The sequence below is a fragment of the Moorena sp. SIO3A2 genome, assembly GCF_010672265.1.
In the GTDB taxonomy this organism is placed as follows: domain Bacteria; phylum Cyanobacteriota; class Cyanobacteriia; order Cyanobacteriales; family Coleofasciculaceae; genus Moorena; species Moorena producens.
This window is the reverse complement of record NZ_JAAHHC010000019.1, coordinates 95387-117657: the sequence shown is the minus strand read 5'-3', so window position 1 is coordinate 117657 and position 22271 is coordinate 95387. Positions and strand designations below refer to the sequence as shown.

Genomic DNA, 22271 nt, shown 5'->3' with positions numbered 1-22271 from the left:
TGAGTCGGACACCCGCAAGTATAGTGGGGCTGGGTTGGGTTTAGCGATCGCGAAAAAGCTCTGTGATCTGATGGCGGGTCAGATAACTGTGGACAGTGAATTGGGTAAGGGAGCGAAGTTTACTGTTTCCCTACCCATAGAATGGGTTTAACACTGATTAGTCATTCGTCATATTCACCCAATGGTTATCCTTGTATCCTTCCTTGTATCCTTCAACCTACCCTAGATCAAATCGCCTTGGGCGAACAACCTTGGCCAAAAGGCCACGCAATCGCGTTCAACCTGCAACCCTCAATCCTAAACCGTCCTTAGAGCTGTATCAATCCACTGCTTCAGGGTGGGTAGCACTTCCTCAAGGGAGAGTTCTGTCGATTTGTGGGTAGCCCGTTCCACCACTTCCACTTTGCCATCTTTAAGCGATCGCCCAGTGACAATCCGGTAGGGAATCCCAATTAAATCAGCATCTTTGAACTTGACCCCAGCTCGTTCGTTGCGGTCATCAAGCAGGGTTTCGATACCTGCTTCATTGAGTTGAGTGTAAAGTTTTTCTGCTGCTGCCATCTGCTGGGTATCTCCCACATTCGGGATCGTGATAATCACATGGTAGGGTGCGATCGCAACTGGCCAGATAATCCCATCCTTGTCATAGGATTGCTCTACAGCTGCTTGAGCTAACCGAGACACTCCCACCCCATAACAGCCCATACATAACGGAATTTCTTCCCCTTGCTCACTGGTGTAGGTAGCCCCCATCGCCGATGAGTATTTCGTCCCCAACTGGAAAATATGGCCAACTTCTATTCCGCGAGCGCTTTTTAGGGTTTGATTCGGGTCATGGATGGCGCGATCGCCTGGACTCGCCTTACGGACATCCACCACTAGCTTCGGTAACTGGAATTGCTCACCCCAATTGGCACCAACTACGTGATAGCCTGACTCATTAGAACCAGTAGTAAAGTTTTTCAGTTCCACTGCTGTTTGATCTACCAACCGCAAAAACTGAGGCGCAATATCTTTAGCTGACTTGATATAATCATCTGCCAAATCAGGTGCCATGTAGCCCAAAGGTAGAGGTTTCGATGCCCATTTTTCCTGGGTAGCCACCTCTGGTACCGTCAGGGCTAAAACCGTTGTGGCATCGTATTGGTCTGCCAATTTCACCAATTCATTCTGTAACTTCACCTCATTTACATCTTGATCCCCCCGAATGCTCACTAAAACCAACACCGTCATCCCGTTGTCATAGACAATTTGGTAAAGGACATTTTTTACCACACTAGTGGCAGAGCACTTCAGGAATTGACAGAGGGTGTCAATAGTTGAGGTGTTTGGAGTTTCTAGTTTTTCATAAGTGTTATAGGGTGAGGGCTCTAGGTCTGGTGGTAAGGAAACCGCTTTTTCCACATTGGCAGAATACTTGCCATCCTCTGTGTAGAGAATCTCGTCTTCCCCAGCATCAGCCAGAACCATAAATTCTTGAGAACCCGAACCCCCAATCGCCCCAGAGTCAGCCTCAACCGCTCTAAACTCCAAACCACTGCGGCTAAACATATTTCTATAGGCTTGATCCATCGCCTGATAAGTCTTTTTCAGGCTTTCGTGATCGGTATGGAAGGAGTACGCATCCTTCATAATGAATTCCCGTCCCCGCATCAGCCCAAATCGGGGGCGAATTTCATCTCGGAACTTAGTTTGAATTTGATACAGGTTTAGAGGTAATTGCCGATAGGAGCGAATCATGTCCTTAGCAACAGTAGTGATTACCTCTTCATGGGTTGGTCCAAGCCCCAATTCCCGCTTTTGTCGGTCAATCAGAGCAAACATAATGCCCTCAGCTTTGGTGTAGGTGTCCCAACGACCCGATTCTTTCCACAGCTCAGACGGTTGTAGCTGAGGCAGTAGACACTCTTGAGCACCTGTGGCATCCATTTCCTCCCGCACAATCTGAGAAACTTTTTTGAGGACACGCCACATCATGGGTAAATAGGCGTATATGCCACTGCCAATACGTCGAATGTAACCCGCACGGAGCAAAAGTTTATGGCTAGGGATTTCTGCTTCCACTGGGTCTTCCCGCAGTGTCACCAACAGCATCTGAGACAGTCGCATTACTTACTTCCTTTTTAGACCAAACTACCATTATCTCATCAGTTTAAAACTTTCATCAACAGTATGTCAGCCAGGATTGACATACTCTTCAACCTCTGAGAAGGTATGTGATTATAGGCTAGTTTCTAGTTTAATTTCAATTAGCATAATCTTGGTTATAGACGTTTTAGCTTGCGAAGCTTTACGTTTGGCGTTGCTTAATAATGGAATGATGTGAATAGTTTTGTGGAACAGGCATCTTGCCTGTTATCAATATTTTCGGGCGGGCAGGATGCCCACTCTACTCCTATTCATTCTAAGACTGACGCAACACCTTACGTTTTCTTGCTTTGATTAGTGAACAGGTTACCATCGGAGCTTTAAATAAACTAGATATCAGTAAGAGCAACCAAAGCATTAACCAATCCCCTATCAACCAGATTATTATCGATAACCAACGGACTCTTAAAAATGTAATATTGGAGACGTTTTTCAATTCATAGCTCAACCAAACAAGACTAGATTTAAGTGATAGTGATAATACTTATTGCTGTCTATAAATAAAATCATACTGTTTAAATAAAAATTAATAAAAGATAAACAAGAGTTTTTGACGCTATTTTGATCATTGTTATGATCAAACAATACTCTTTATTATAATAGTTTTTATGCTATCAAAAAAAACTTAGATATAAATAAAATATCCAGATAATTACGATATATAATTTATAGGCAAAAAAAATAAACTAGCAATAAAATTAAATTAATTAACAAATAATCATATTAAAAGCCATGATGGATATTTTCTGGAATAATTATCAGATTTATAGCAAAAAAACGCAGCAGACAATTGAATTAAAAAGAAACTAATACCCCTGAATTTACCATAGTTTTATGGCGGCTGTATATCTGTAATTAAAATTCATAAAATCAACACCATTACGAATCTCCAACCGAGATGCTTCACTAACGGATATCAGTAGGTGGAGAAACTCCTTAGCCATTATAATTCCCAAAGCCATTGCTTAGCAGTAGGGACTAAAGATGAATATAATCTCCAGGGTTGTAGACGGAAAATTAGTCTTGGGACCGGTAGAATAACCTGAAGAATATACCCTAGATGAATTACTAGCCAATCAAGTCGAAATCAGTGAAGAGGTTCACTGGGGTAAACCAGAAGGTCGAGAGGTGTGGTAGGCTTCTGTGAGTGCGAATTGCCTTTTGGACAACTTCTAGTCACTAAAAAAGGAACAGATATAAACTTTGGGTATTGAACTACGCAGTTACGTATACATAGACAGCTTGCAGCCTCAGCACGCCGCTTACATGGGAACAGTAGCGTTAGGATTTTTGCCCTTACCAGGAGATACCTCCCTTTGGATTGAAATCTCACCAGGTATTGAAATTAACCGGATTACCGATATTGCCCTCAAATCCACTGCCGTGCGTCCAGGAGTGCTGGTGGTCGAACGGCTTTACGGACTTCTAGAGGTGCATGCTAATAAACAAGGGGAAACCCGTACAGCTGGCAAAGCAATTTTAGACGCACTGGGCGTCCGTGAACAGGATCGGCTCAAACCTCGGGTCATTTCTAGCCAAATTATCCGTAATATTGATGCCCACCAGACCCAGTTAATTAATCGCACACGGCGCGGTCAAATGTTGCTAGCAGGGCAAACCCTATATGTATTAGAAGTTGAGCCAGCTGCCTATGCTGCCCTAGCTGCCAATGAAGCAGAGAAATCCGCCTTAATTAACATCTTACAAATTAGTGCAGTGGGCAGCTTTGGACGCCTCTACCTAGGCGGAGAAGAACGGGATATATTAGCAGCGTCTCAAGCAGCGCTGACTGCTATTGAAAGCGTGAGTGGTCGTGAACATCCTGCTGCCAAGCGCAAGGAATAGAAAGGAATTCTTCCTGACCTGATCCCTTAATGTAGTGCCATTGGGTTAAAGTCTTTGTTGGCACCGCTACATAATGTGAAGGAGAACCTCAATGGCCAATCTAGAACATCTTGCTCTACTCAAACAAGATCCATTGAGATGGACAGAATGGAGAAAGACAAATCTAGATCTAGAACCAGACCTTAGCGAAGTTAACCTCAATGGGGCTAACTTTGAAAGGGTAAACTTAGCAAAAGCTAACCTAAAAAAGGCAAATCTAGGCAATATTAAACTGATTAGCGCTAACCTCAGTCAAGCTAACCTCAGTAATGCCAACCTCCAAGATGCTGAACTAATCAAAGCTAAACTGATCTCGGCAGAGCTAATTGGGACTAAACTTATAGCAGCTAACCTGATCAGGGCTGACCTAAATGGTGCCAATTTAATTGGGGCTGACTTGACCCTAGCTAACCTGATGGAAGCTGATTTGAGTAATGCTAACCTAATTGGCACTAGCTTGCTCAAAGCTAATCTCTCAGAAGCAGATTTAAGTGGGGCAAAGCTAAGACGGACTAACCTGGTTGAGGCTAACCTTATGGCTGCCAATCTCTGCCATGCTAATCTGAGCAATGCTAATCTTCATCAAGCTGAACTGCTTGGGGCTTACCTATACAAAGCTGAGTGTCCAGGGGCTAACCTAGCAGAAGCTCACCTGAGTGGAAGCTATCTGTTTGGAGCTAACCTAGCAGAGGCAGACCTTTACGGGGTTGACATTAGATGGGCGAACCTTACCAAAGCTAATTTAAGCGGGTCTAACCTCACTACAGCTAAGCTGAGGGGCGCTAACCTCAGTAAAGCTAACTTAACTGGGGCTACTATCATTGAAGCTGAACTAAGCCAAGCTAATCTAAGGGAAACAATTATGCCTGATGGAACTATCCATCCTTAGATCACTACATCTGATCACAATCAATCAAACCTTCGATTAATCAGTTAGTGCTGCAAGTATCATCCAACAGACACTATCGACCAGACACCGATGAGTTATGCCCAACCGCCCCTAAAATTTATCTCACCAGGTCAATATGTGCTGGAAAAACCCACCGTCGAGCGGTTTGTTGAGACAACCTTACTGCTATGGGATCTGGTGACTCGCCTCAAGGGTGGCAACCCCTTTGATCGTCCTCGATTAGGTAAGCAAAGGGTACAGATGAGAGTTGGTAAACCAATATCGGTCTCTGAGTTTTACCCAGCCTATCGAGCCAGTCGTCATGGTGCTAGATAAGCTATAGTTGACCTGACTCATGAGCTGCAAACCTCTATGGAAAGTCTGATCATAACTTGACAATATTCTCTGACTAAGTAAAAATATATAGCATTATTTTTATCCTTAACCTCAAGTTAATCAAAGTGGGATTTTGGTTAACTTGAGGTTAAGCTTTGGACTCTAACTATCCTGAGTCCACTCAACCTCAATCTCAAGAGTCTGGCTTGCTAGACCTCAGACTGTAGCTAATAGATGATTATTTTTCCGGCAGTGTCTGGAATTCATCGGCAGACTCTGGTACCAGTATATAGAAAGCCAATTATTACTAACCGCTGATGCGTTATGTTCCACCCCGAAAGGCTTGCGAAATCCTTGGAGTATCACAGCGAACACTCCGATACTGGGATCAAGCAGGAAAAATCAAAACCATTAGAACCCCAAGTAATCAACAGAGGTACGATGTTGACTCCGTTCTTGGACAAGTCCCAAACAAGCCAGTCGTCATCTACGCCAGGGTTTCAAGCAAAAAACAAAAAGACGACCTCGAAAGGCAAGCGGCGTTCTGCCAAGGGCAATTCCCGGAAGCAGAAATCATCTTTGACATCGGCTGAGAACTCAACTACAAGCGAAAAGGTCTTAAAACCTTATTGGGACGGGTCATGTCAAGAGATATCAACCTGGTTGTGGTCCCACACAAAGACCGTAGGCCAAGATTCGGATTTGAACTTATCGAATGGTATGTTACGCAAAACGGTGGCAAGATCTTGGTTCTCAACCAGTCAGACCTATCTTATGAGGGAGAGATGGTGGAGAATATCCTCGCCATTGTCCATGTCTTCAGTTGCCGACTCTACGGTCTCAGGAAGTACAAAACTGCTATCAAAGAAGATCCGAGTTTACCCGGGAACTGAACTGAAGCTTAAATGGAGAACTTGGATTAACGCAGCTAGATGGTGTTACAATAAAGCGGTCGCCATCCTCAAAACTACAAAAATTGGGAAGTATGACCTCAGGAAAAAGGTGATGTTAGATGTTCCTGAATGGGTAAATCAAACTCCCTACAACCCTAGACAATTAGCAGTGTTTCAAGCTTTTGAAGCGTACAAAGCTGCTATTAAATCTGGTGGTCATACTAAGTTTAGGCGGTACTGCGATCCAGTCCAATCTATTCGATTCCAAAAGTCTAATTTCTCCAAAGGTGTCTTTTATCCTAGACAGACCAAAGGATTAACGTTCACTAGCAGTGAACCACTCCCTGAGAAAATGACTCACGAGCCGATACTTAGCATTGATCGAGGTCGGTGGTTTATTAGCTTTGCCGTTGAATCAGACCAAGATAATTTCCCTATCCCTCAAAAAGCAATCGCCTTAGACCCAGGCGTGAGGAGCTTTTTAACTGGATTTGATGGCCAGAGATTTATAGACTTAGGGACTGGGGACATTGGAAGGGTTTATCGCCTGTGTTCTCATTTAGATCGATTAATTTGTCAGGCAGCCTTGGCCAAGGGACGCCCTAACAAGAGAAAGAGGTTTAAGTTAAGGAAGGCTGCTCAAAGGATTAGGGTAAAAATTCGTAACCTAATTGATGAAGCCCACAAGAAAATTTCTTGCTATCTAACTTCTGAATATCAAGTTATTTACTTACCAAAGTTTGAAACATCACAAATGGTCGGTAAGGCTAAAAGGAAAATCAGAAGTAAAACAGTTAGGGCAATGATGAATTGGGCACATTACCGATTCAAGATGACGTTGAAGCATCAGGCAACTAAAAGAGGTTGTTTTGTAGTAGACGTATCTGAAGAGTACACTTCCAAGACTTGTACAAGGTGTGGCCATGTTCACCGTAAGTTAGGCGGATCTAAGAAGTTTTTGTGCCCTGAATGCGGACACACACTTGATCGAGACCACAATGGCGCTTTTGGGATTTTCCTGAAAGCTTTGAGAGATACCTCCTCGTCAATTACTGACGTGCTATACACGGATTCCGGCGAAGCCCACGAATTACCGGGTTAAACGTATCTGGGACGATGAACAAACTAGTATTACCCCAAACCAAAACCATTGGAGAATGGAGTTATCTGGGAATTCAGAAACACTTCCAGAAAATGCTTAGTCACGAAGCCGCCGTTCTCGAAGATCGAGATCCCGAACAGCTGCACCAAATGCGTATCGGAATGCGGCGCTTGCGTACCGCCGTCACTAGTTTTACCCCTGCCGTAGTCTTGCCCAAAGCAGCCTCTGAAAAACAGATTGGTAAGATTGCCCGTATTCTAGGGAGTCTTCGAGATCTAGATGTCCTCCAAGAAACCCTCCACAAAGGTTACCAACCCAAGTTACCGACCAAAGAACGGAAAGCATTGAAGCAAGCCTACGTTTACTTGGAAAAAAAGCGGTGCAAAGCTTTAAAACAAGTTCGGGACGTTCTGCAAGGTAAGCCACACCAAAAGCTTAAGCAAACCTTAAAACTGTGGCTAAAAAAACCCACCTATAAAGAAATGGCTCAGATGCCAGCGGCTGCAGTATTACCTGATTTACTCTTACCCATTGTCAGCCGCCTGTTACTCCACCCCGCTTGGCTAGTGGGCGTTGATCTTAAGGATACTGGTAGCCAAACTCCCAAGCAGCTGAAACCAGCAGCAGTTGAGTCCCTGCTAGCCATTCGTGGATCAATGATTCACGATCTACGCAAGCAAGCCAAGCGGGTGCGTTACCAAATGAATCTATTTACTGAACTCTATAGTCCTACCTATAAGGACTATGTCGAAGATATGAAGCAAATTCAAGGCATCTTAGGTGATATTCAGGACAGTATGGTTTTAGACGAATTCTTAAACTCTGTCTTTCACTCAGACCTAAAGCATAACGCTCCCCAGTTGGCTCAGTTACTACAGGCCAACCGCTACAAATCATGGCAACAGTGGCAAACCTTACAACAGAATTATTTGAAGCCCGAAACCAGGCAAGCCTTTCGGCAAATATTACTGACTGATTGACACTCCCCATGGCGCTTATGCCAGGGGATTCTTGTTTCGACGAGCTGACTTTAATACACAAGGGTTTTACCGTTCCTCGCACCAAATAACCGTCTACAAACGCATTATCTAGTTTAAGCAAGTGTACCCAGCGGTCTGCTCTCCACAAGCTTACTGGAATAACTCTCCCAGGGTTTGGGCGTGCCCCGCCCTACCTTTGACTAAAAAACTTAACTTTTGCGCTTTGGTCGGTACTCTTTAGAGTCCATGCGTTTTTAGGGTTTTTCGCTCCCTTGCTGCTACCATCGCTTTACGTCGTAGATTAATTGGTGATACCGACGACTTCTCACCTGTGGTAGGCCAGTAATAACATCATAACACAAACAGAACAAATGAAACGCCGAATCCCTCAATTGTTTTATGTCAGGGGTGATGCTAACCCCATATCTAAAGCTAGGGGCGTATAGACCTCACCCCTCACACTCCCCAATTTTTCGGTCAGGCAACTGATAGGTCTTATGCTGGTGAGGGTATAAACACGGTTAATGTATCTTGGTTGAATGAATTGTATAAAATGTGCTAGCCTTATTAACATAATAGATACAACACTTTGTTCTTTTTCCTTTCTCAGAGTCATGGTCAAGCCAAAAAAACCTTAGGCAAGACTGATTCCCTTGCTGATCTGCTCAAAAAGCAGTAATGGTTTTTAACCTGTTAGGGAACTGAAAGTGTAAAAGAAAAGATACAAGTGGTCTTATAGGAGCTTTTTGCTTGATGGACTATATAGAAAAGGTTTTGGAAAAAATTCAAGAATGGGCGCGCAAGCTTATTGAAGCGCTATTAGGTCCTGAGGCTCAGCCTGAACCAGAACCAATCCCCATTCCTGTTAATGACCCAAGGTGTCGTCGGAATTAGATAGTCATTGTGTCCGGTGATTCTCGAAAACGTCTAAGTATCCTGGTTCTCCATGGTCCCAATCTTAATTTACTGGGACAGCGAGAACCAGGTATTTATGGATCTGTCACCTTGGATGAGATTAACTATCTCCTAGAGCAAGAAGGGCAAAGGCTTGAGGCAAGCGTGACAGCGTTGCAGTCTAATCATGAAGGTATCTTAGTCGATAGGATACATGAAGCTTTAGGACACCACGACGGGATTTTAATTAATGCTGCTGCTTATACCCATACCAGTGTGGCTATTCGAGATGCAATAGCTGCGGTAGCCTTGCCAACTGTAGAAGTTCATCTTAGCAACATCTATCAACGAGAAGCCTTTAGACATCATTCGTTCATGGCACCAGTGGTAGTCGGTCAGATTAGTGGTTTTGGAGCTAACAGCTATAGACTGGGGTTACAGGCTCTAGTTCTTACATTGAGAAAATCGATTGGTAATTAAAATCAAAAATTTGATGGGTGCTGCCTTGCGGGTTGAAAAAGGCAATTTAAAAGCACACTAGATTTCTTGACAAAATATGGATGCGGTACTCACTTTTGAACCGATTTAGAGGTGCCTTGTTAGGTAGCCTTGTGGGAGAAATCCTGGCTGGGAGTGGCTGCCAAAAGTTACGACCAGCTCAAGTAAGATTTCGACCGCCATCCCAAGGGGATGCTGGTCTGAGTAAGACGATTTCCCATTGGAGCAAGATTGCTACTTGTGGTATTGAAAGTTTGATTCGCTGTGGCAACCTCGATTTAGGAGATTGGTTAGTGCAGTGTGAAAAGGCTCAACCCTCTATCCTTTCATTAAAAGGGACTGCCAACAGTAGCGAAGCAGCAGTAGCAACCTTACCAATAGCATTATTTTTTCATGAAGATGAAGTCAAGTTGCGCCAAAAACTGCTAGAGGCGGCAGCAATTTGGCAAAATGATTCTGAAAGGTTTGAGAGTGTCTTGACAATAGCTTGGGCGACAGCGATCGCCCTTACCGAAAAACTTGACTGCCCTACCCTGATTTCCAGAATCATTGCCTACCTAGGGAACTATCAAAATCAAAAGGTCTGGGTGCAACACTTGGAACAATTACAAACTCTACTCGAGCTTGGGGCAAGTTTAGAACAAACTGTTATCCAGCTGCGTCGAGAGCAAAGGCGTAGAAATGAGTCTGAGGATGACTGCTCTTTATCGATTGCCTTAGCATTGTACTGTTTCCTAAACACCCCAGAAGATTTTCGCCTCTGTGTAACTCGTGCAGCTCTTACAGGCTATCAATCACAAACTACTGCTGCCTTAACAGGTGCTTTAGCTGGTGCCTATAACGGTATCATCGGTATTCCAGTGCCCTGGCTGATGGCGCTTAACCTCAGCGGTACTGGGGTTGACCAATGGCAATTAGCAGACCAGTTGTTGGCAGTGTGGTCAGGTGTATATGATGTTTCAGCCATAGCTGAGTTTCAGAAGCTAGCTGTGGTAGCACCAAGAGTGATCGGATCGCGATAAGCTGTTCAATCAACGGACTGTCAAACCAAAAATGAAGCTCCACCTACAAGGGGCTGTAGCCTGAAACTTGATGGTACATAAAATTTTCATGGCCTGTGTTGCACCCGTGGTGTTGAATTTGCTACCACAGCTATAGGTAAAACCAATATAAACCAGTTAAACTAAGATGATCTAAAAAAACACTGGCTTCTGAGCCTTGTCAGCTAAAAATCAGTGAAGTCTGAGATTATATTCTGTTACTGACCCCGCAATAAAGGGTGCTTATGGGGTAAGACTTAAGCCTAAGTGTGACTAGACCATTGAGCCTAATCCTGGTAAGAACTTCCAGCCACAACCCCTAAGCTGGAGTATCTGCAAGACTGCTGACTTCAGTCGCGGTTAACGACAGGAATCATCTTGGATTAGGTGGTCGAGGGGACTTATAACTCCATGATTGAGGATTATCTCCATGGGAGTAGCCATTTTATCACCAACTCGACAGCCACTAATGCAAATTACCCCAAGTTCCCCTAGGGAATGGATCAAAGAAAGAAAAGCTAAAGTTGTAAATAATGACCTAGGCGTATTTACGGTGAAGTTGGTCTGTGAATCATCTGGAAGTCAAACCCAACCAATAGCCATGGGGATTGACCAAGGTAACCACGAAACCATAATTACCACTTTAATGAAGTTTTCTGTTCGCAAACTCCAGTTACTGTTACAGTATACAAGGCCTGATTGTCACTGGAAGTTTCCCACGCAACGTGGGCTCTACCCATGTCAAATGAGTGGATTTAAAATGAGTGGAGGCAAACTTTCCAGTGTTTTTTATGAATAATAAATAAATGTAGATGTCTTTAAGCAAAATGCCACCACCACACAGCAAATTGTGAGCAGACCGCTACTGTTACCAGACATTGCCATTCCTGTGCTATGAAAACGTTCAATTCGCTGACGCAGCCGATCACGCAATTACGGCGAACATCTCAGCACCTTCGCAGTTTTTTGGGATTTAACTCCTCTAGTGCTGCCAAATCCTCAGTTAGCCCACAGCAGGAGAATTTGAAAGGACAACCTCTACAGCCGAGAGAGTCTCCAACCCATGGTGAAGGCACTTCGACTAGCCTAACTTCAGGAAAAGATTGGGGCAAAAGCCAGCACCAAATTCAACAGAGAATTACTCTACCTGTAATGTGGACTTTAGCAGTGGTTTCCCTGACCAGTGTTATGGGAGGGCGCTTTTACAATCAGCCACAGCTACGTGAAGACAGAGTAGCACCACAGACAATCCGGGCACCATTCGATGCTATAGTTGAGGACTCTAAGACCACGGCTGAGAGACGCAAAGAAGCTCAAAGAGGTGCTCAACCAGTCTTGATGATTGACCAATCTGTTACAGAAGGAATTTATCAAAATCTTGATAAGTCTCTGGACGCTGTCGAAGAACTGCGCACTAACAGCGGTGTTTTTCCTTTTGTAAAGACTGATGTACTATCCATCGCCACCCAGCGGTATCTACGGCAAAGTAAGGAATGGGAATGGCGGGCTATCTTGGCATTTTCAGATATCGATAACCATGGCAACGGGTTTGATTCTGAAGCCAAACCACCGACTCCGCCAGAAAATTCATTAAATGTAGCTTTTGTTCAGGCAGTAAGTGAACTGCAAAGCTACCGTCAAAAGTCTTCTGAACAAGAGTTCTCAGCTCTGATTGAGTCAATATCTGCTGCTCGCCAACAGTATGCTCAGGTGTTGCCTCAGCTCTCAGAATACCTTAGCCCTGAATTCAGTAGCCTAAATGATGTTTCCGTACTCGATCTATCAGATCAAGATTGGCAGAAAACCCGCATAGTCATTAAGCAGGCTGCTAGTCGCATCCTGACCCAAGGCATTGTTCCAGGATTACCACCAAATCTGATCCAAGAGGCGGTGAAGGTAAACTTGAGTAGCCTTATGCCCCAGGAAGCTCAACCACTAGCCAAGTATTTACTAGTGAGAGTTTTAGAACCCAACTTGATCGAAAACAAAGAATTAACCAAGCTCATAGCAGAACAGGCAGCAGAAAAAGTGGAACCAATGATGGTTTCAGTGCGGAAAGGAGATGTGATTGTAACCGAAGGTGAAACCATCACTCAAACAGACTTTGTACTACTGGATTATTTCGACTTAAGCCGTCGAGGAATTAACTGGCTGGGTTTGATGGGATTTGGTGGTTTGGTTACTACTACGGTGGGCATCTTTGCCTTAGTGCAACGGCGAGTTCACCCGAAATGGAGACGGCGGGACTACATTTTGGTATTGCTACTGACCCTGAGTATGCCAATATCAATACTTTTCAAGAGTCCCTTCTTCGAGATTCCCTACACTATGCCTGCTATTGCTTTGTTAGTAGGGAACTTTTATGGGTCTACGATGGGCGTGACAGTAGTGGGTTTACTGACAGGCTTAGTGACCTTTAGTATGGAAGTCACTGGAGAACAAGTACTAGCAAATGTTGCTGGTGGTTTACTGGGTGCCTTGATGGCAGGACGAATGCGATCGCGAGAGGAATTGGCTCTGCTCGGAGTTGGGGTGGGCTTAACTCAAGGTGTCGTTTCCCTGATTATCAATCTGATTATTAGTGCCACTGCTAGTACAATTTGGTCTGCAGTTCTGCCAGGAGCCTTGTTATTAGGTTTGTCTGGCTTAGCTTGGAGTATTGTCGCCCTGGGGCTATCACCTTACCTGGAACGTTTGTTTGACCTGGTGACACCGATTCGTCTGGCAGAATTGTCTAATCCCAACCGTCCCTTGCTCAAGCGTCTAGCTACTGAGGCACCTGGAACGTTTCAACATACTCTGTTTGTTGCTTCTTTGGCAGAAGCAGCGGCTCAAGAACTCCACTGTAATGTGGAACTGGTTCGGGCAGGTACGCTCTACCATGACATTGGTAAAATGCACGATCCGTTAGGGTTTATAGAAAATCAAATGGGTGGTCCGAACAAGCATGATCAGATTAATGATCCTTTCAAGAGTGCTGAAATTATCAAAAAGCACGTTACCGAAGGACTGGTTATGGCTCGTAAGCACCAGTTACCCAAGGCAGTGCGGGACTTTATCCCAGAGCATCAGGGGAAATTGCTGATTTCCTATTTTTATTTCCAGGCTCAGCAAAAAGCTCAACTTGAAGGTACTGGGTCTGTGGACGAGTCATATTTTCGTTATGACGGTCCAATTCCCCAGTCCCAGGAAACTGGTGTAGTTATGTTAGCTGATGCCTGTGAAGCGGCGCTACGCTCACTCAAAGAGGTCACTCCGGAAACTGCTCTTACGGTGGTCAATAAAATTCTCAAAGCTCGCTGGCAGGACAACCAATTAGTCGATTCTGGGCTAACCCGGCAGGATTTATCAAAAATTGCCCAAGTGTTCATCAGAGTTTGGCAACAATATAATCACCAACGTATTGCTTATCCAAAGGGAGCGCTTAATTGTCAATCGTCTACTAAATGAAGTACGAAGTCTCAAGTTTTTGTACAGCAAGAGTATGAAACAGTATGAAACACGGAATTTCAGATCTGTTCCACCCTCTTGAATCCTGTTTCTGTACAAACACTGTGCAAGCCTTTGTCCCACTCATCAATGGGTAGTTGAGGTATATAGGCAAATTCAAATACAATGCCGATGGTAGGAATAGAATCCCACTCTGGTGAATTCAGCAGTCGGTCATAGAAACCACCACCGTAGCCCAAACGATACCCCCGCTGGTCACAAGCCACAGCGGGTACAAGGATTAAATTCACATCCTTTGGCTCTAGGGTGGTAGCATTAGGTTTGGGTTCTAAAATACCATAATTTCCTTTTTGCAATGGAACGCCCGCCTTCCAGGTATGCCAGAAGAGAGATTTTCCCACACATCGGGGTAGTCCCCAGCAGTGCTTAGTGTCTGTAAATAGGGGACTTAGATCTGGTTCTTGTCGAAAACTGAAATAGGCTAAAACTGTTTGTGACTGGGTAACTAGGACGCCAGATTGTAGATGGGTACAGATGCGATCGCTTTTTTGCCGCCATTCTTCTACAGACATAGACTGGCGCTTTTGAAGCAGGGATCGGCGTAGTTCTGCTTTGTTCATCTGATCTTCCCTCCGGTTTGATAGGGCGATCATATCAACAAACTATGCTGATAGTAGGTAATCATACCGACTTGCATTTAGCGATGCAGAGGTGCGACCCGTGGCGAATTTAATTCGCCTACGGAAAGCGCACCTAAGCGGTCTTGGGGGAAACCCCCATGAGCGACTGCATCAAGACATGGGTAGGAGATAGGAGCTTGTTCACTCCCATCTCCCCATTCCGTTCAATTGAGCCCTTAAGCAATAAATAATAGCTTAAATAATAGGTTTGAGAGCAACTTGGTATCAGTAATGGGTAATTGGCAACTGGGCTTATTACCCATTACCCATGATCCATTACCTAATGTCACCCATTACCTAATTTCTCCTCTAGCAGGCACTAGTTACCTCTAGTAAGCACCGTTATTTTTGGGAAAAATAACAACACCAATGGTTTTCACGATGATCCATAAATCCAGCCAAAAATTCCGGAAACTGACATAGTAAACATCAATTTGCACACGGCGGTGGTAAGGTATGTCATTGCGTCCAGAAACCTGCCATAAGCCAGTAATTCCGGGTCGAATTGTCAAGACTTTATCCATGTGACGCCCGTATTTGGGCAATTCCTCTGGCACTAACGGTCTTGGACCAACCACACTCATCTGTCCGTTGAGTACATTCCAGAACTGAGGAAACTCATCTAAGCTAGTCAGCCGTAGAAATTTTCCAATTCCAGTAATTCGAGGATCATCCTTGAGCTTGTAATTATCCTGAAATTCCTCCCGTATCTGAGGGGATTTTTCGATCATCTCTAGCAACATTTCGTCGGCATTTTCCACCATAGTTCTAAATTTCAGGCAAGCAAAAGGTTTGTAGTCTTTACCCACCCGCTCCTGAACATAAAAAATTGGTCCAGGTGAGCTGATCACAATTAGCAATGCCAGTAGCAGGTAAACGGGAAAAAACGAAATCAGAACTGATAGGGAAAAGGTCACATCAAACAGTCGCTTGGCAAAATTTCCGTCTAAGCGATAGCGAGTCAGATTCTTGTGTCTACGACGTGAAACGAGGGGCTGAAAACCTCGCTTCACGAATGCTCGCAATATCTTGACGGAGTTAAGTTGGCTTTCGGCAGTCATCTCACTCCTTCAATTCACACCACACGTCATAATCATAAAGCTACGAGACACTCGCTATAGCGCATAGCCAGCTAGGATATTTAATTTTTTACCAGAGAAATTAAAACTGGTAGTCTTGATAACAGTTTTCCAAAAATGTCAGGTAGCGATCAGCAAAAATGTTGGGGGCAAATTTGGCAGCGTTTAACCGGCTCGCTTCCCGATTAAACTTTCCTGCCAAGGTCTCAAAGGTTTCCATGGCTTCAATCAAAGCCCTTGAGCTTTGCTCTGGAAACAATAGACCTGTACCACTGTCTAAATGTTGCCGAATATCTAGAACTGTTTCTAGTGCCCCACCAGCACCATAGGCAATCACCGGCGTACCACAAGCTTGGGCTTCCACCAGGGCAATGCCGAAATCCTCACAGGCAGCATAGACAAACCCTTTAGCTTTAGCCATATACTGCTCAACCACCTCATTGGGTTGAAATCCCATAAATTTTACATTCTTGTGAGCCAAGTTGCGAATCCCTGCTAAATCTGAGCCATCACCAATCACCACGAGAGGGTATCCCAGTTGATTAAAAGCTTGAACAATTAAAGATACTTGTTTGTAACTTACTATCCGGGAAACGGTCAGATAAAAATCTTCTTTTTCTTCCTGGAAAGGAAAACGTTCAATATTAACCGGTGGGTAAATAACTTCAGCCCTACGCCGATAGCAGCGCCAGATCCGCCGTGCTGTGTGATGAGAGTTGGCAATAAAGTAATCCACCCGATTTGCTGTAATCACGTCCCACTGACGTAACCGATGAAGCAGATAGCGAGTGATCAACCCTGGAAAACCCTGTCCCATAGAACTACTGCGCAAATAATCAAAGGTCAAGTCCCAGGCATAACGCATGGGCGTATGGCAGTAACAGATGTGCAGTTGTTGGGGACTAGTAAGGACACCCTTGGCAACAGCATGGGAAGAGGAGAGTATAATATTATACTCCCCTAGTTCCAGCTGTTCAATCGCTAAGGGTAGCAGCGGCAGATATTTCTGAACCCCGTTACGAGCGAAGGGTAAGTTCTGTAGGAATGTTGTGCCAATAGAGCGCTGATATAGATAACTCTGGGGATTGGTTGATTCAAAATCAATCAGGGCGTACAGGTCAGCATCAATGTGTTTGAGTATTTCTTGCACTACCAGTTCTGAGCCACCAGTTGCTTTGGGAGTCAACCACTCATGAACCAAGGCATATTTCATTAGATCTCAAAGGCAGATTGTTTAACAAAAATGGCGGAATTCCCCATCCAACTTTGACGGTGGGGATGGATAGTCAAATAGTTGATTATATGCTAATATGAATATAACTGGCTTAGGTCTACATGGTTAGGCATGGGCTGATGATAGTCGAGCTAGGTGGAATAGAGATGTAGTCAAAGCGCGTAAACGAACTCGACCACCGTTCGCAACAGCGTGCAGAAAAGGCAAGCGCAAGATGTCATTTAGACATAAATCAACTGGCACGACCGTTACAAACGGCGAAAACCAAGCGGCAAAAAGAATTATTGCCTGTGGAAGACGGGCGACTGCCTGTGGACGCTGAGTAAGACCATCACCAGATTCAGTTCTGGACTTTCTATTCTTAGGGAGTACCCAACGTGGCATCGGCGGATGAAGCGGGAAATCCTAAAGACGAATAAGACCGTCCTTGCTTCGCTGTTAGCGAAGCAAGTTGGGTTACTTCACATATACTACTGGCAGTACTTGAGAAACGAAACATACCATATACTTGAATGGTAAATTTACTATAGACCTAGCAGCTACGGTATTTTGGGTATTGCCTAACTAGCATATAAAAATATCGGGTTTTTCAGCTGCGCTCTAGACGGCGATTCTATAGCGCAGTCAGCCCACCACAAGACATCTAAACAACCTGTCTGGCAATACAGACGTCGAGGTAATAATAGGGTTTTATTAACTGTTTCAACCCCCTAGTTAGCTGAGCAGTAGGTATTAATATCCGCCACTAATTTTGGTTCTGGGGTGGTGGCTTTCTGCAAATTGCTCAAGGCTTCCTCCGCAGCTGAGCGGTCTTGCTTGTTAAAAGCCTCTACAAAGTCGCGAGTCGCCTTGCTGGTATTGCGATACATCTTAATAAAACCAGCTTGATAGTCTTGGAGCTGTTCGTCCTTAACTATTATCGATTCCATGTCTTGAGATGCCCCCTCCATAGCATTAGCTGCCTGGAGCATTGCCTCGGGATCACTTGATTCTCCACCATTAGTCAGGGTTTTAGCTTCTTCAACTGCCTGGTTCGCCACTTCAATAATTTTCTGACATTCAACTTTTTTGCCACTACAGCTAACGGTCAATAAGCTCATGAGTACAGTCGCCGGAACAAGCAGGAAGTACCGCGTTGGAAAATGCATTAATGCTCTCCTAATCAGTTTTGGGTACTCTCGTTGTGGTAGCATATTTTTACCATGCTGGAAAGCTTTAGCTTCATTTCCACAACACTCCACTCTTCAATGCACGGCGTTCAGAGTCAGGATAGGGTGAGCGCGTGGGTGTAGGCTGACTTTGACAGGACTTACGCAAAACTGGGCAACAAACATGCTGATGGTGTAGGGTCCTGAGGGAGACCCTACAAGTAGAGTTGCTGCGTAAGTCCTGATTGAGCCATAATTTTAACTGGTTCAAATAACTGAACGAGATTTCTTAGTTTCCTGGGAATGCTTTGGAGCAATTTATTCTCAATAAACCTGTCAATAATCCCCAAAAGTTTTGAGGGGTTTTGAAAGACGAAAGTATGCTCCAAAAGGAGGTTAGCCTTATTCTTACCCCAAACCCGATCTTTTCCACACCCCATACCCAGTCTAAATCGACAAGCTTGGTGCGTAACTCAACAGCCAGGAAAGTCAGTGTTCCCCTGCTTCAATCGCTGCAGCAAGCTGTTGCAAGGTTTGTGTGACTTGCTCAAGCTGTTTTAGAGACTCATTTTGAGTTTCTGCCAAGGTTTGCACCGCATCACTTAGAGCAAAAAGCTGGTAGCCTTGTTGTTGGACTTGCTGTCCTTGGTTTTGCACTTGAATCACAAAGTTATCGACCCGGTCAGCCAGACGGTCTATAGTTTCGGTAGTGGCAAGCACTGCCTCTCCGATTTGTCCAACAATTAATTCCAAACGACTGATGCGGTTTTCCACCGTCAGCGACTCTTGTATGGTAGGGGTCGTGTTGTATGAAGTGTTTCCCATTTGAGCTGGTTTATCCACCGGCAACGTTTTCAATCAAACATCAATATTGGCCATCAATATCGGCCATCAATATCGGCGCGAGGCAAACAGGCATGGAGTATGAAGTCTTGCCTAGTCTGCTATTAAATGGGGTCAGATCCAAATATCCCCTGTTAATTCGCCAAGGGTATTCTATGATTATTGGTTGAAATAGCAAAATTTCAACCCCTTTGACAGAAAACGTTTCCTAGTTTGATCCCACTCACACCAATTTCAAAGTGACCCTTTGCAGCCAATGGCAAGTATAATGCCGGTGTTAAGGCAATTCAGACTGGGGTGATTTACCTGTTGAGATATTCCTCAAACTGAGCATGTCGCCACGATTTGAGGGATTTATGCCTATCAAATTACCACAGTTGATCAATTAGCCGAATACGACTAGCCGGATAGGAGGTTGAGTTGTCGGATCAAACTTCCACAACAAACAGCTAACGGTCAAAAACTTACAAGGTATTCACTATGCAACTACTATTTCTAGTCCTGCTATGGGTAGTGCTTGGATTTTTGCTCGCCAAGCTGCTGCTCGAAATCATCCCTAAACAGTATTTCACCTGGCTTGGGGGTTTTTTGGTTTTTGCCATTATTGTCCTGCTGTTTTTCACCCCAACCAATGCCCTGGTTTCACCGATATGGACAATTTTCTCACTTCCCTTTCAACCATTGGGCTTAGCACTTCTGCTTTGGTTCCTAGGAGCAATGCGAATTAAAGGTGACAATATCTCTAACCCAGGACCTACCTTGATTTGGACGGGATTTTTTGTCTTGCTTGTCGCCAGCACCCCTTTTCTATCTAATCGGCTGGCTCAACTTCTCGGGCCTGGAGTCGTTCAAAACCAACCTGCGGTTCAAATGGCCAAAACAATCGGGTGGCAGGAGGAAACCCTCACTGCTTTTGTTCCCGATGGGGAATCAATTCAGCTTACTACTAATGCTAGTCCTTTCCCTAGGGACGCTGTGTTGGCTCAACTTGTTCCACCCAATCAAGCCCTTGGCATCCAAGCTTTTATCCCTTCTATCGGAGCCCTTGACCAGACTACCAGGGTAATTAACACCTTCTTTAGCAATATTTACTTCCAACTACGAGGAAGACCAGTTACCAGTACAGAAGTTGAATCGCCGACCGCAAGAGATGTTTCTTGAAATATAGACATTATGTTAACTACCCACATGAACCCAATCGGGTATAGTGTGGGTTTCTGGTTTCATCGGAAGTAAACCGATACCACCCTCGGCTCCCACCTTCAGTAAGGGTCGGTAATTTATGATTTGCGGTTCCCTTGAGGCTAAGTACTCCCCGATTTTTGGTGAAAGGTTAAGCCTAAAGGAAGGGAATTGTTTAAGATTGTAACCAGGATGGGAATTGTATAGTATTGTAACATGCTGAATTCCCGTCTAAAAAAACTGCTGCTTTACCTGCGCCCATACTGGCGACAGTCAGCCCTAGGTATTTTTGCCCTCCTTATTGTCAATGGACTTGGTGTTTATATCCCCTTACTGATCAGGGATACTATTGACGAGTTGAGTCAAACCTTGAGCTTCGACCAAGTCTGGAGCTTTGTGCTGCTTATTTTGATACTCACCTCATTGATGTGGGGGATTCGGATGGCTTCGCGCATCCTATTGTTTGGAGTGGGGCGCAAAGTGGAATTTGACCTGAAGCAACGGATTTTTAAGCATTTGCTGACATTGGAACCAGCCTATTTTTCTCAGAACACGATCGGTGATTTGATTAACCGAGCCACCAGTGATGTGGATAATATTCGGCGTCTATTGGGGTTTGCAGTTTTGAGTCTGGCAAATACGGTGTTTGCCTACTCTTTGACCGTGCCGGTTATGATTGGCATTGATCCGTGGTTGACGTTCTTAGCCTTGGCGGTTTATCCGTTGATGTTGATTATTGTCAAGCTATTTAGTGAGAAACTGCGCAGCCAACAACAAGAAGTCCAGGAGAAACTTTCTAACCTCAGTGAGCTGATTCAGGAAGATATGAGTGGTATCGCCATGATTAAAATATACGCTCAGGAAGAAAACGAGCGTCGTGCGTTCCATCAAATCAATCAGCAGCTTTTGGGAGCAAATCTCAATTTGGCAAGAACACGAAACTTTCTGTTTCCAATAATTGAGGCTCTTACTTACCTCAGCTTACTGGTGCTGTTAACTATTGGTCCTGGTTCCATTGAGTCCGGTGCTATCAGTATTGGTGACTTTGTGGCGCTGATTATCTACACTGAACGTTTAGTCTTCCCCACAGCACTGCTAGGGTTTACCATCACTGCTTATCAACGTGGTGAAGTGAGTATTGATCGTATTGAGTCGATTCTCTTGGCTCAGCCTCGGATTACCAATGCCCCAGATTCAGTTAGCTTGCCAACCCCAGTAAGAGGTCAGCTCAAGGCTGTCAACTTGAGTTACACTTACCCCAGCAGTCAAACTCCTGCCCTGAAAAATGTTAGCTTCACGATTAATGCAGGTGAGACAGTAGCGATTGTGGGAGCCATTGGTTCTGGAAAATCTACCCTGGCTAATGCCTTGCCTCGTTTGCTGGATATTCAAGCTAGTCAACTGTTTTTGGATGGATATGATACTACTAAGCTGCCCTTGCAGAACTTGCGGAATGCGATCGCATATGTTCCTCAAGACAGCTTCTTGTTCAGCACTAGCATTAAAAACAATATCTGCTACGGTATACCAATCAGCGAACACTCAGAGGTAGAATACGCGGCTTCGCAATCCCAAATTCACCCGGAAATTATGAATTTCCCCCAGCAGTACGAAACAATTGTTGGGGAAAGGGGAATAACCCTGTCTGGGGGGCAGCGACAACGTACTGCTTTAGCTAGAGCTCTGCTGATGGATGCACCAGTGCTGATTCTTGATGATGCACTTTCGAGTGTTGATAATCAGACAGCAACCCAAATTCTGGACAATCTCTCGGAAGGAGTCCAGCGCAAAACTGTAATTTTTATCTCCCATCAACTTTCAGCTGCTGCTAAAGCTGACCGGATTTTGGTAATGGACGCAGGGGAAATTGTCCAAACTGGTTCTCATGGTGAACTTCTACAACAACCTGGTATTTATCGCTTTCTTTGGGAGCAGCACCAATTAGAAGAAGTTTTGAAGTAGTTATTGAAGTAGTTAACATACCGTAAGCT

At 44.5% G+C, this 22271-nt stretch carries 19 protein-coding genes and 2 pseudogenes; 14 read left to right on the top strand and 7 right to left on the bottom strand.

Features of this window, described 5'->3' with window-relative positions; genetic code table 11:
- The first annotated feature begins 34 nt into the window (after positions 1-34).
- Entirely contained in the window at positions 35-151 is a 117-nt protein-coding gene (locus F6K64_RS21650; protein ID WP_324293442.1) for a sensor histidine kinase, read from the top strand.
- A gap of 146 nt (positions 152-297) precedes the next feature.
- Here the strand turns inward: F6K64_RS21650 and proS are convergent, their stop codons facing one another.
- The gene (proS, locus tag F6K64_RS21645; RefSeq protein WP_008177951.1) at positions 298-2109 is read right to left on the bottom strand and encodes a proline--tRNA ligase; all 1812 of its coding nucleotides are present in this window, start codon (positions 2107-2109) and stop codon (positions 298-300) included.
- A gap of 1242 nt (positions 2110-3351) precedes the next feature.
- On the opposite strand from proS, the gene ccmP reads away from it, so the two are divergent.
- The 11 genes and pseudogenes from ccmP to F6K64_RS21590 all read left to right on the top strand — a co-directional run bounded on the left by ccmP (position 3352) and on the right by F6K64_RS21590 (position 14114).
- Entirely contained in the window at positions 3352-3993 is a 642-nt protein-coding gene (ccmP, locus tag F6K64_RS21640; protein ID WP_044491860.1) for a beta-carboxysome protein CcmP, read from the top strand.
- Between the two features lie 91 nt (positions 3994-4084).
- Positions 4085-4921, top strand: coding sequence for a pentapeptide repeat-containing protein (locus tag F6K64_RS21635; RefSeq protein ID WP_008177946.1), 837 nt, complete (start codon positions 4085-4087; stop codon positions 4919-4921).
- A 129-nt stretch (positions 4922-5050) separates the two neighbouring features.
- Positions 5051-5257 (top strand): annotated as a pseudogene (locus F6K64_RS21630) (1-acyl-sn-glycerol-3-phosphate acyltransferase); the annotation flags it as partial.
- Between the two features lie 314 nt (positions 5258-5571).
- Positions 5572-6150 (top strand): annotated as a pseudogene (locus tag F6K64_RS21625) (IS607 family transposase).
- Positions 6032-7252 (top strand): RNA-guided endonuclease InsQ/TnpB family protein, encoded by a 1221-nt coding sequence (locus F6K64_RS21620; RefSeq protein WP_131827275.1) that lies wholly within the window; start codon positions 6032-6034, stop codon positions 7250-7252. The pseudogene F6K64_RS21625 and the gene F6K64_RS21620 overlap by 119 nt, the downstream one beginning before the upstream one ends.
- Positions 7253-7266: 14 nt before the next feature.
- Positions 7267-8232: a CHAD domain-containing protein gene (locus F6K64_RS21615; protein ID WP_008177938.1), complete on the top strand. Its 966-nt coding sequence runs from the start codon at positions 7267-7269 to the stop codon at positions 8230-8232.
- A 753-nt stretch (positions 8233-8985) separates the two neighbouring features.
- The gene (locus F6K64_RS21610; RefSeq protein ID WP_008177935.1) at positions 8986-9126 is read left to right on the top strand and encodes a hypothetical protein; all 141 of its coding nucleotides are present in this window, start codon (positions 8986-8988) and stop codon (positions 9124-9126) included.
- A 9-nt stretch (positions 9127-9135) separates the two neighbouring features.
- Positions 9136-9606: a type II 3-dehydroquinate dehydratase gene (aroQ, locus tag F6K64_RS21605; RefSeq protein WP_008177933.1), complete on the top strand. Its 471-nt coding sequence runs from the start codon at positions 9136-9138 to the stop codon at positions 9604-9606.
- Between the two features lie 80 nt (positions 9607-9686).
- Positions 9687-10646, top strand: coding sequence for an ADP-ribosylglycohydrolase family protein (locus F6K64_RS21600; protein WP_008177931.1), 960 nt, complete (start codon positions 9687-9689; stop codon positions 10644-10646).
- A gap of 448 nt (positions 10647-11094) precedes the next feature.
- Positions 11095-11463 (top strand): RRXRR domain-containing protein, encoded by a 369-nt coding sequence (locus F6K64_RS21595; RefSeq protein WP_008177928.1) that lies wholly within the window; start codon positions 11095-11097, stop codon positions 11461-11463.
- A gap of 95 nt (positions 11464-11558) precedes the next feature.
- Positions 11559-14114, top strand: coding sequence for an HD family phosphohydrolase (locus tag F6K64_RS21590; RefSeq protein ID WP_044491856.1), 2556 nt, complete (start codon positions 11559-11561; stop codon positions 14112-14114).
- Between the two features lie 59 nt (positions 14115-14173).
- Here F6K64_RS21590 and F6K64_RS21585 read toward each other — a convergent pair whose 3' ends face one another.
- From F6K64_RS21585 to F6K64_RS21560, 6 genes are all read right to left on the bottom strand, one after another.
- Positions 14174-14734 carry a 5-formyltetrahydrofolate cyclo-ligase gene (locus F6K64_RS21585; protein WP_044491881.1) on the bottom strand — a complete coding sequence of 187 codons (561 nt, stop codon included), beginning with the start codon at positions 14732-14734 and terminating at the stop codon, positions 14174-14176.
- A gap of 389 nt (positions 14735-15123) precedes the next feature.
- Positions 15124-15855, bottom strand: a complete 732-nt coding sequence (locus F6K64_RS21580) for an undecaprenyl-phosphate galactose phosphotransferase family protein (protein ID WP_008177920.1) — start codon at positions 15853-15855, stop codon at positions 15124-15126.
- Between the two features lie 100 nt (positions 15856-15955).
- Positions 15956-17086 carry a glycosyltransferase gene (locus tag F6K64_RS21575; protein WP_008177918.1) on the bottom strand — a complete coding sequence of 377 codons (1131 nt, stop codon included), beginning with the start codon at positions 17084-17086 and terminating at the stop codon, positions 15956-15958.
- A 126-nt stretch (positions 17087-17212) separates the two neighbouring features.
- Positions 17213-17491 carry a hypothetical protein gene (locus F6K64_RS21570; protein ID WP_131827274.1) on the bottom strand — a complete coding sequence of 93 codons (279 nt, stop codon included), beginning with the start codon at positions 17489-17491 and terminating at the stop codon, positions 17213-17215.
- A 326-nt stretch (positions 17492-17817) separates the two neighbouring features.
- A complete protein-coding gene (locus F6K64_RS21565; protein WP_287250233.1) occupies positions 17818-18207 on the bottom strand; it encodes a hypothetical protein in 390 nt (129 codons plus the stop codon).
- Between the two features lie 537 nt (positions 18208-18744).
- The gene (locus F6K64_RS21560; RefSeq protein WP_044491879.1) at positions 18745-19080 is read right to left on the bottom strand and encodes a hypothetical protein; all 336 of its coding nucleotides are present in this window, start codon (positions 19078-19080) and stop codon (positions 18745-18747) included.
- 498 nt (positions 19081-19578) lie between these two features.
- On the opposite strand from F6K64_RS21560, the gene F6K64_RS21555 reads away from it, so the two are divergent.
- Both F6K64_RS21555 and F6K64_RS21550 read left to right on the top strand, forming a co-directional pair.
- Complete coding sequence (locus F6K64_RS21555) at positions 19579-20259, top strand: hypothetical protein (protein WP_008177911.1); 681 nt, start codon at positions 19579-19581, stop codon at positions 20257-20259.
- A 237-nt stretch (positions 20260-20496) separates the two neighbouring features.
- Positions 20497-22242, top strand: coding sequence for an ABC transporter ATP-binding protein (locus tag F6K64_RS21550; protein WP_008177909.1), 1746 nt, complete (start codon positions 20497-20499; stop codon positions 22240-22242).
- Positions 22243-22271 lie beyond the last annotated feature (29 nt).

Coding starts and splice junctions, on each gene's coding strand:
- proS (WP_008177951.1), bottom strand. CDS start 2,109: ATGCGACTGTCTCAGATGCTGTTGGTGACACTGCGGGAAGACCCAGTG.
- F6K64_RS21635 (WP_008177946.1), top strand. CDS start 4,085: ATGGCCAATCTAGAACATCTTGCTCTACTCAAACAAGATCCATTGAGA.
- F6K64_RS21620 (WP_131827275.1), top strand. CDS start 6,032: ATGAGGGAGAGATGGTGGAGAATATCCTCGCCATTGTCCATGTCTTCA.
- F6K64_RS21615 (WP_008177938.1), top strand. CDS start 7,267: ATGAACAAACTAGTATTACCCCAAACCAAAACCATTGGAGAATGGAGT.
- F6K64_RS21610 (WP_008177935.1), top strand. CDS start 8,986: ATGGACTATATAGAAAAGGTTTTGGAAAAAATTCAAGAATGGGCGCGC.
- F6K64_RS21600 (WP_008177931.1), top strand. CDS start 9,687: ATGCGGTACTCACTTTTGAACCGATTTAGAGGTGCCTTGTTAGGTAGC.
- F6K64_RS21595 (WP_008177928.1), top strand. CDS start 11,095: ATGGGAGTAGCCATTTTATCACCAACTCGACAGCCACTAATGCAAATT.
- F6K64_RS21590 (WP_044491856.1), top strand. CDS start 11,559: ATGAAAACGTTCAATTCGCTGACGCAGCCGATCACGCAATTACGGCGA.
- F6K64_RS21585 (WP_044491881.1), bottom strand. CDS start 14,734: ATGAACAAAGCAGAACTACGCCGATCCCTGCTTCAAAAGCGCCAGTCT.
- F6K64_RS21580 (WP_008177920.1), bottom strand. CDS start 15,855: ATGACTGCCGAAAGCCAACTTAACTCCGTCAAGATATTGCGAGCATTC.
- F6K64_RS21575 (WP_008177918.1), bottom strand. CDS start 17,086: ATGAAATATGCCTTGGTTCATGAGTGGTTGACTCCCAAAGCAACTGGT.
- F6K64_RS21570 (WP_131827274.1), bottom strand. CDS start 17,491: ATGCCACGTTGGGTACTCCCTAAGAATAGAAAGTCCAGAACTGAATCT.
- F6K64_RS21565 (WP_287250233.1), bottom strand. CDS start 18,207: ATGAGCTTATTGACCGTTAGCTGTAGTGGCAAAAAAGTTGAATGTCAG.
- F6K64_RS21560 (WP_044491879.1), bottom strand. CDS start 19,080: ATGGGAAACACTTCATACAACACGACCCCTACCATACAAGAGTCGCTG.
- F6K64_RS21555 (WP_008177911.1), top strand. CDS start 19,579: ATGCAACTACTATTTCTAGTCCTGCTATGGGTAGTGCTTGGATTTTTG.
- F6K64_RS21550 (WP_008177909.1), top strand. CDS start 20,497: ATGCTGAATTCCCGTCTAAAAAAACTGCTGCTTTACCTGCGCCCATAC.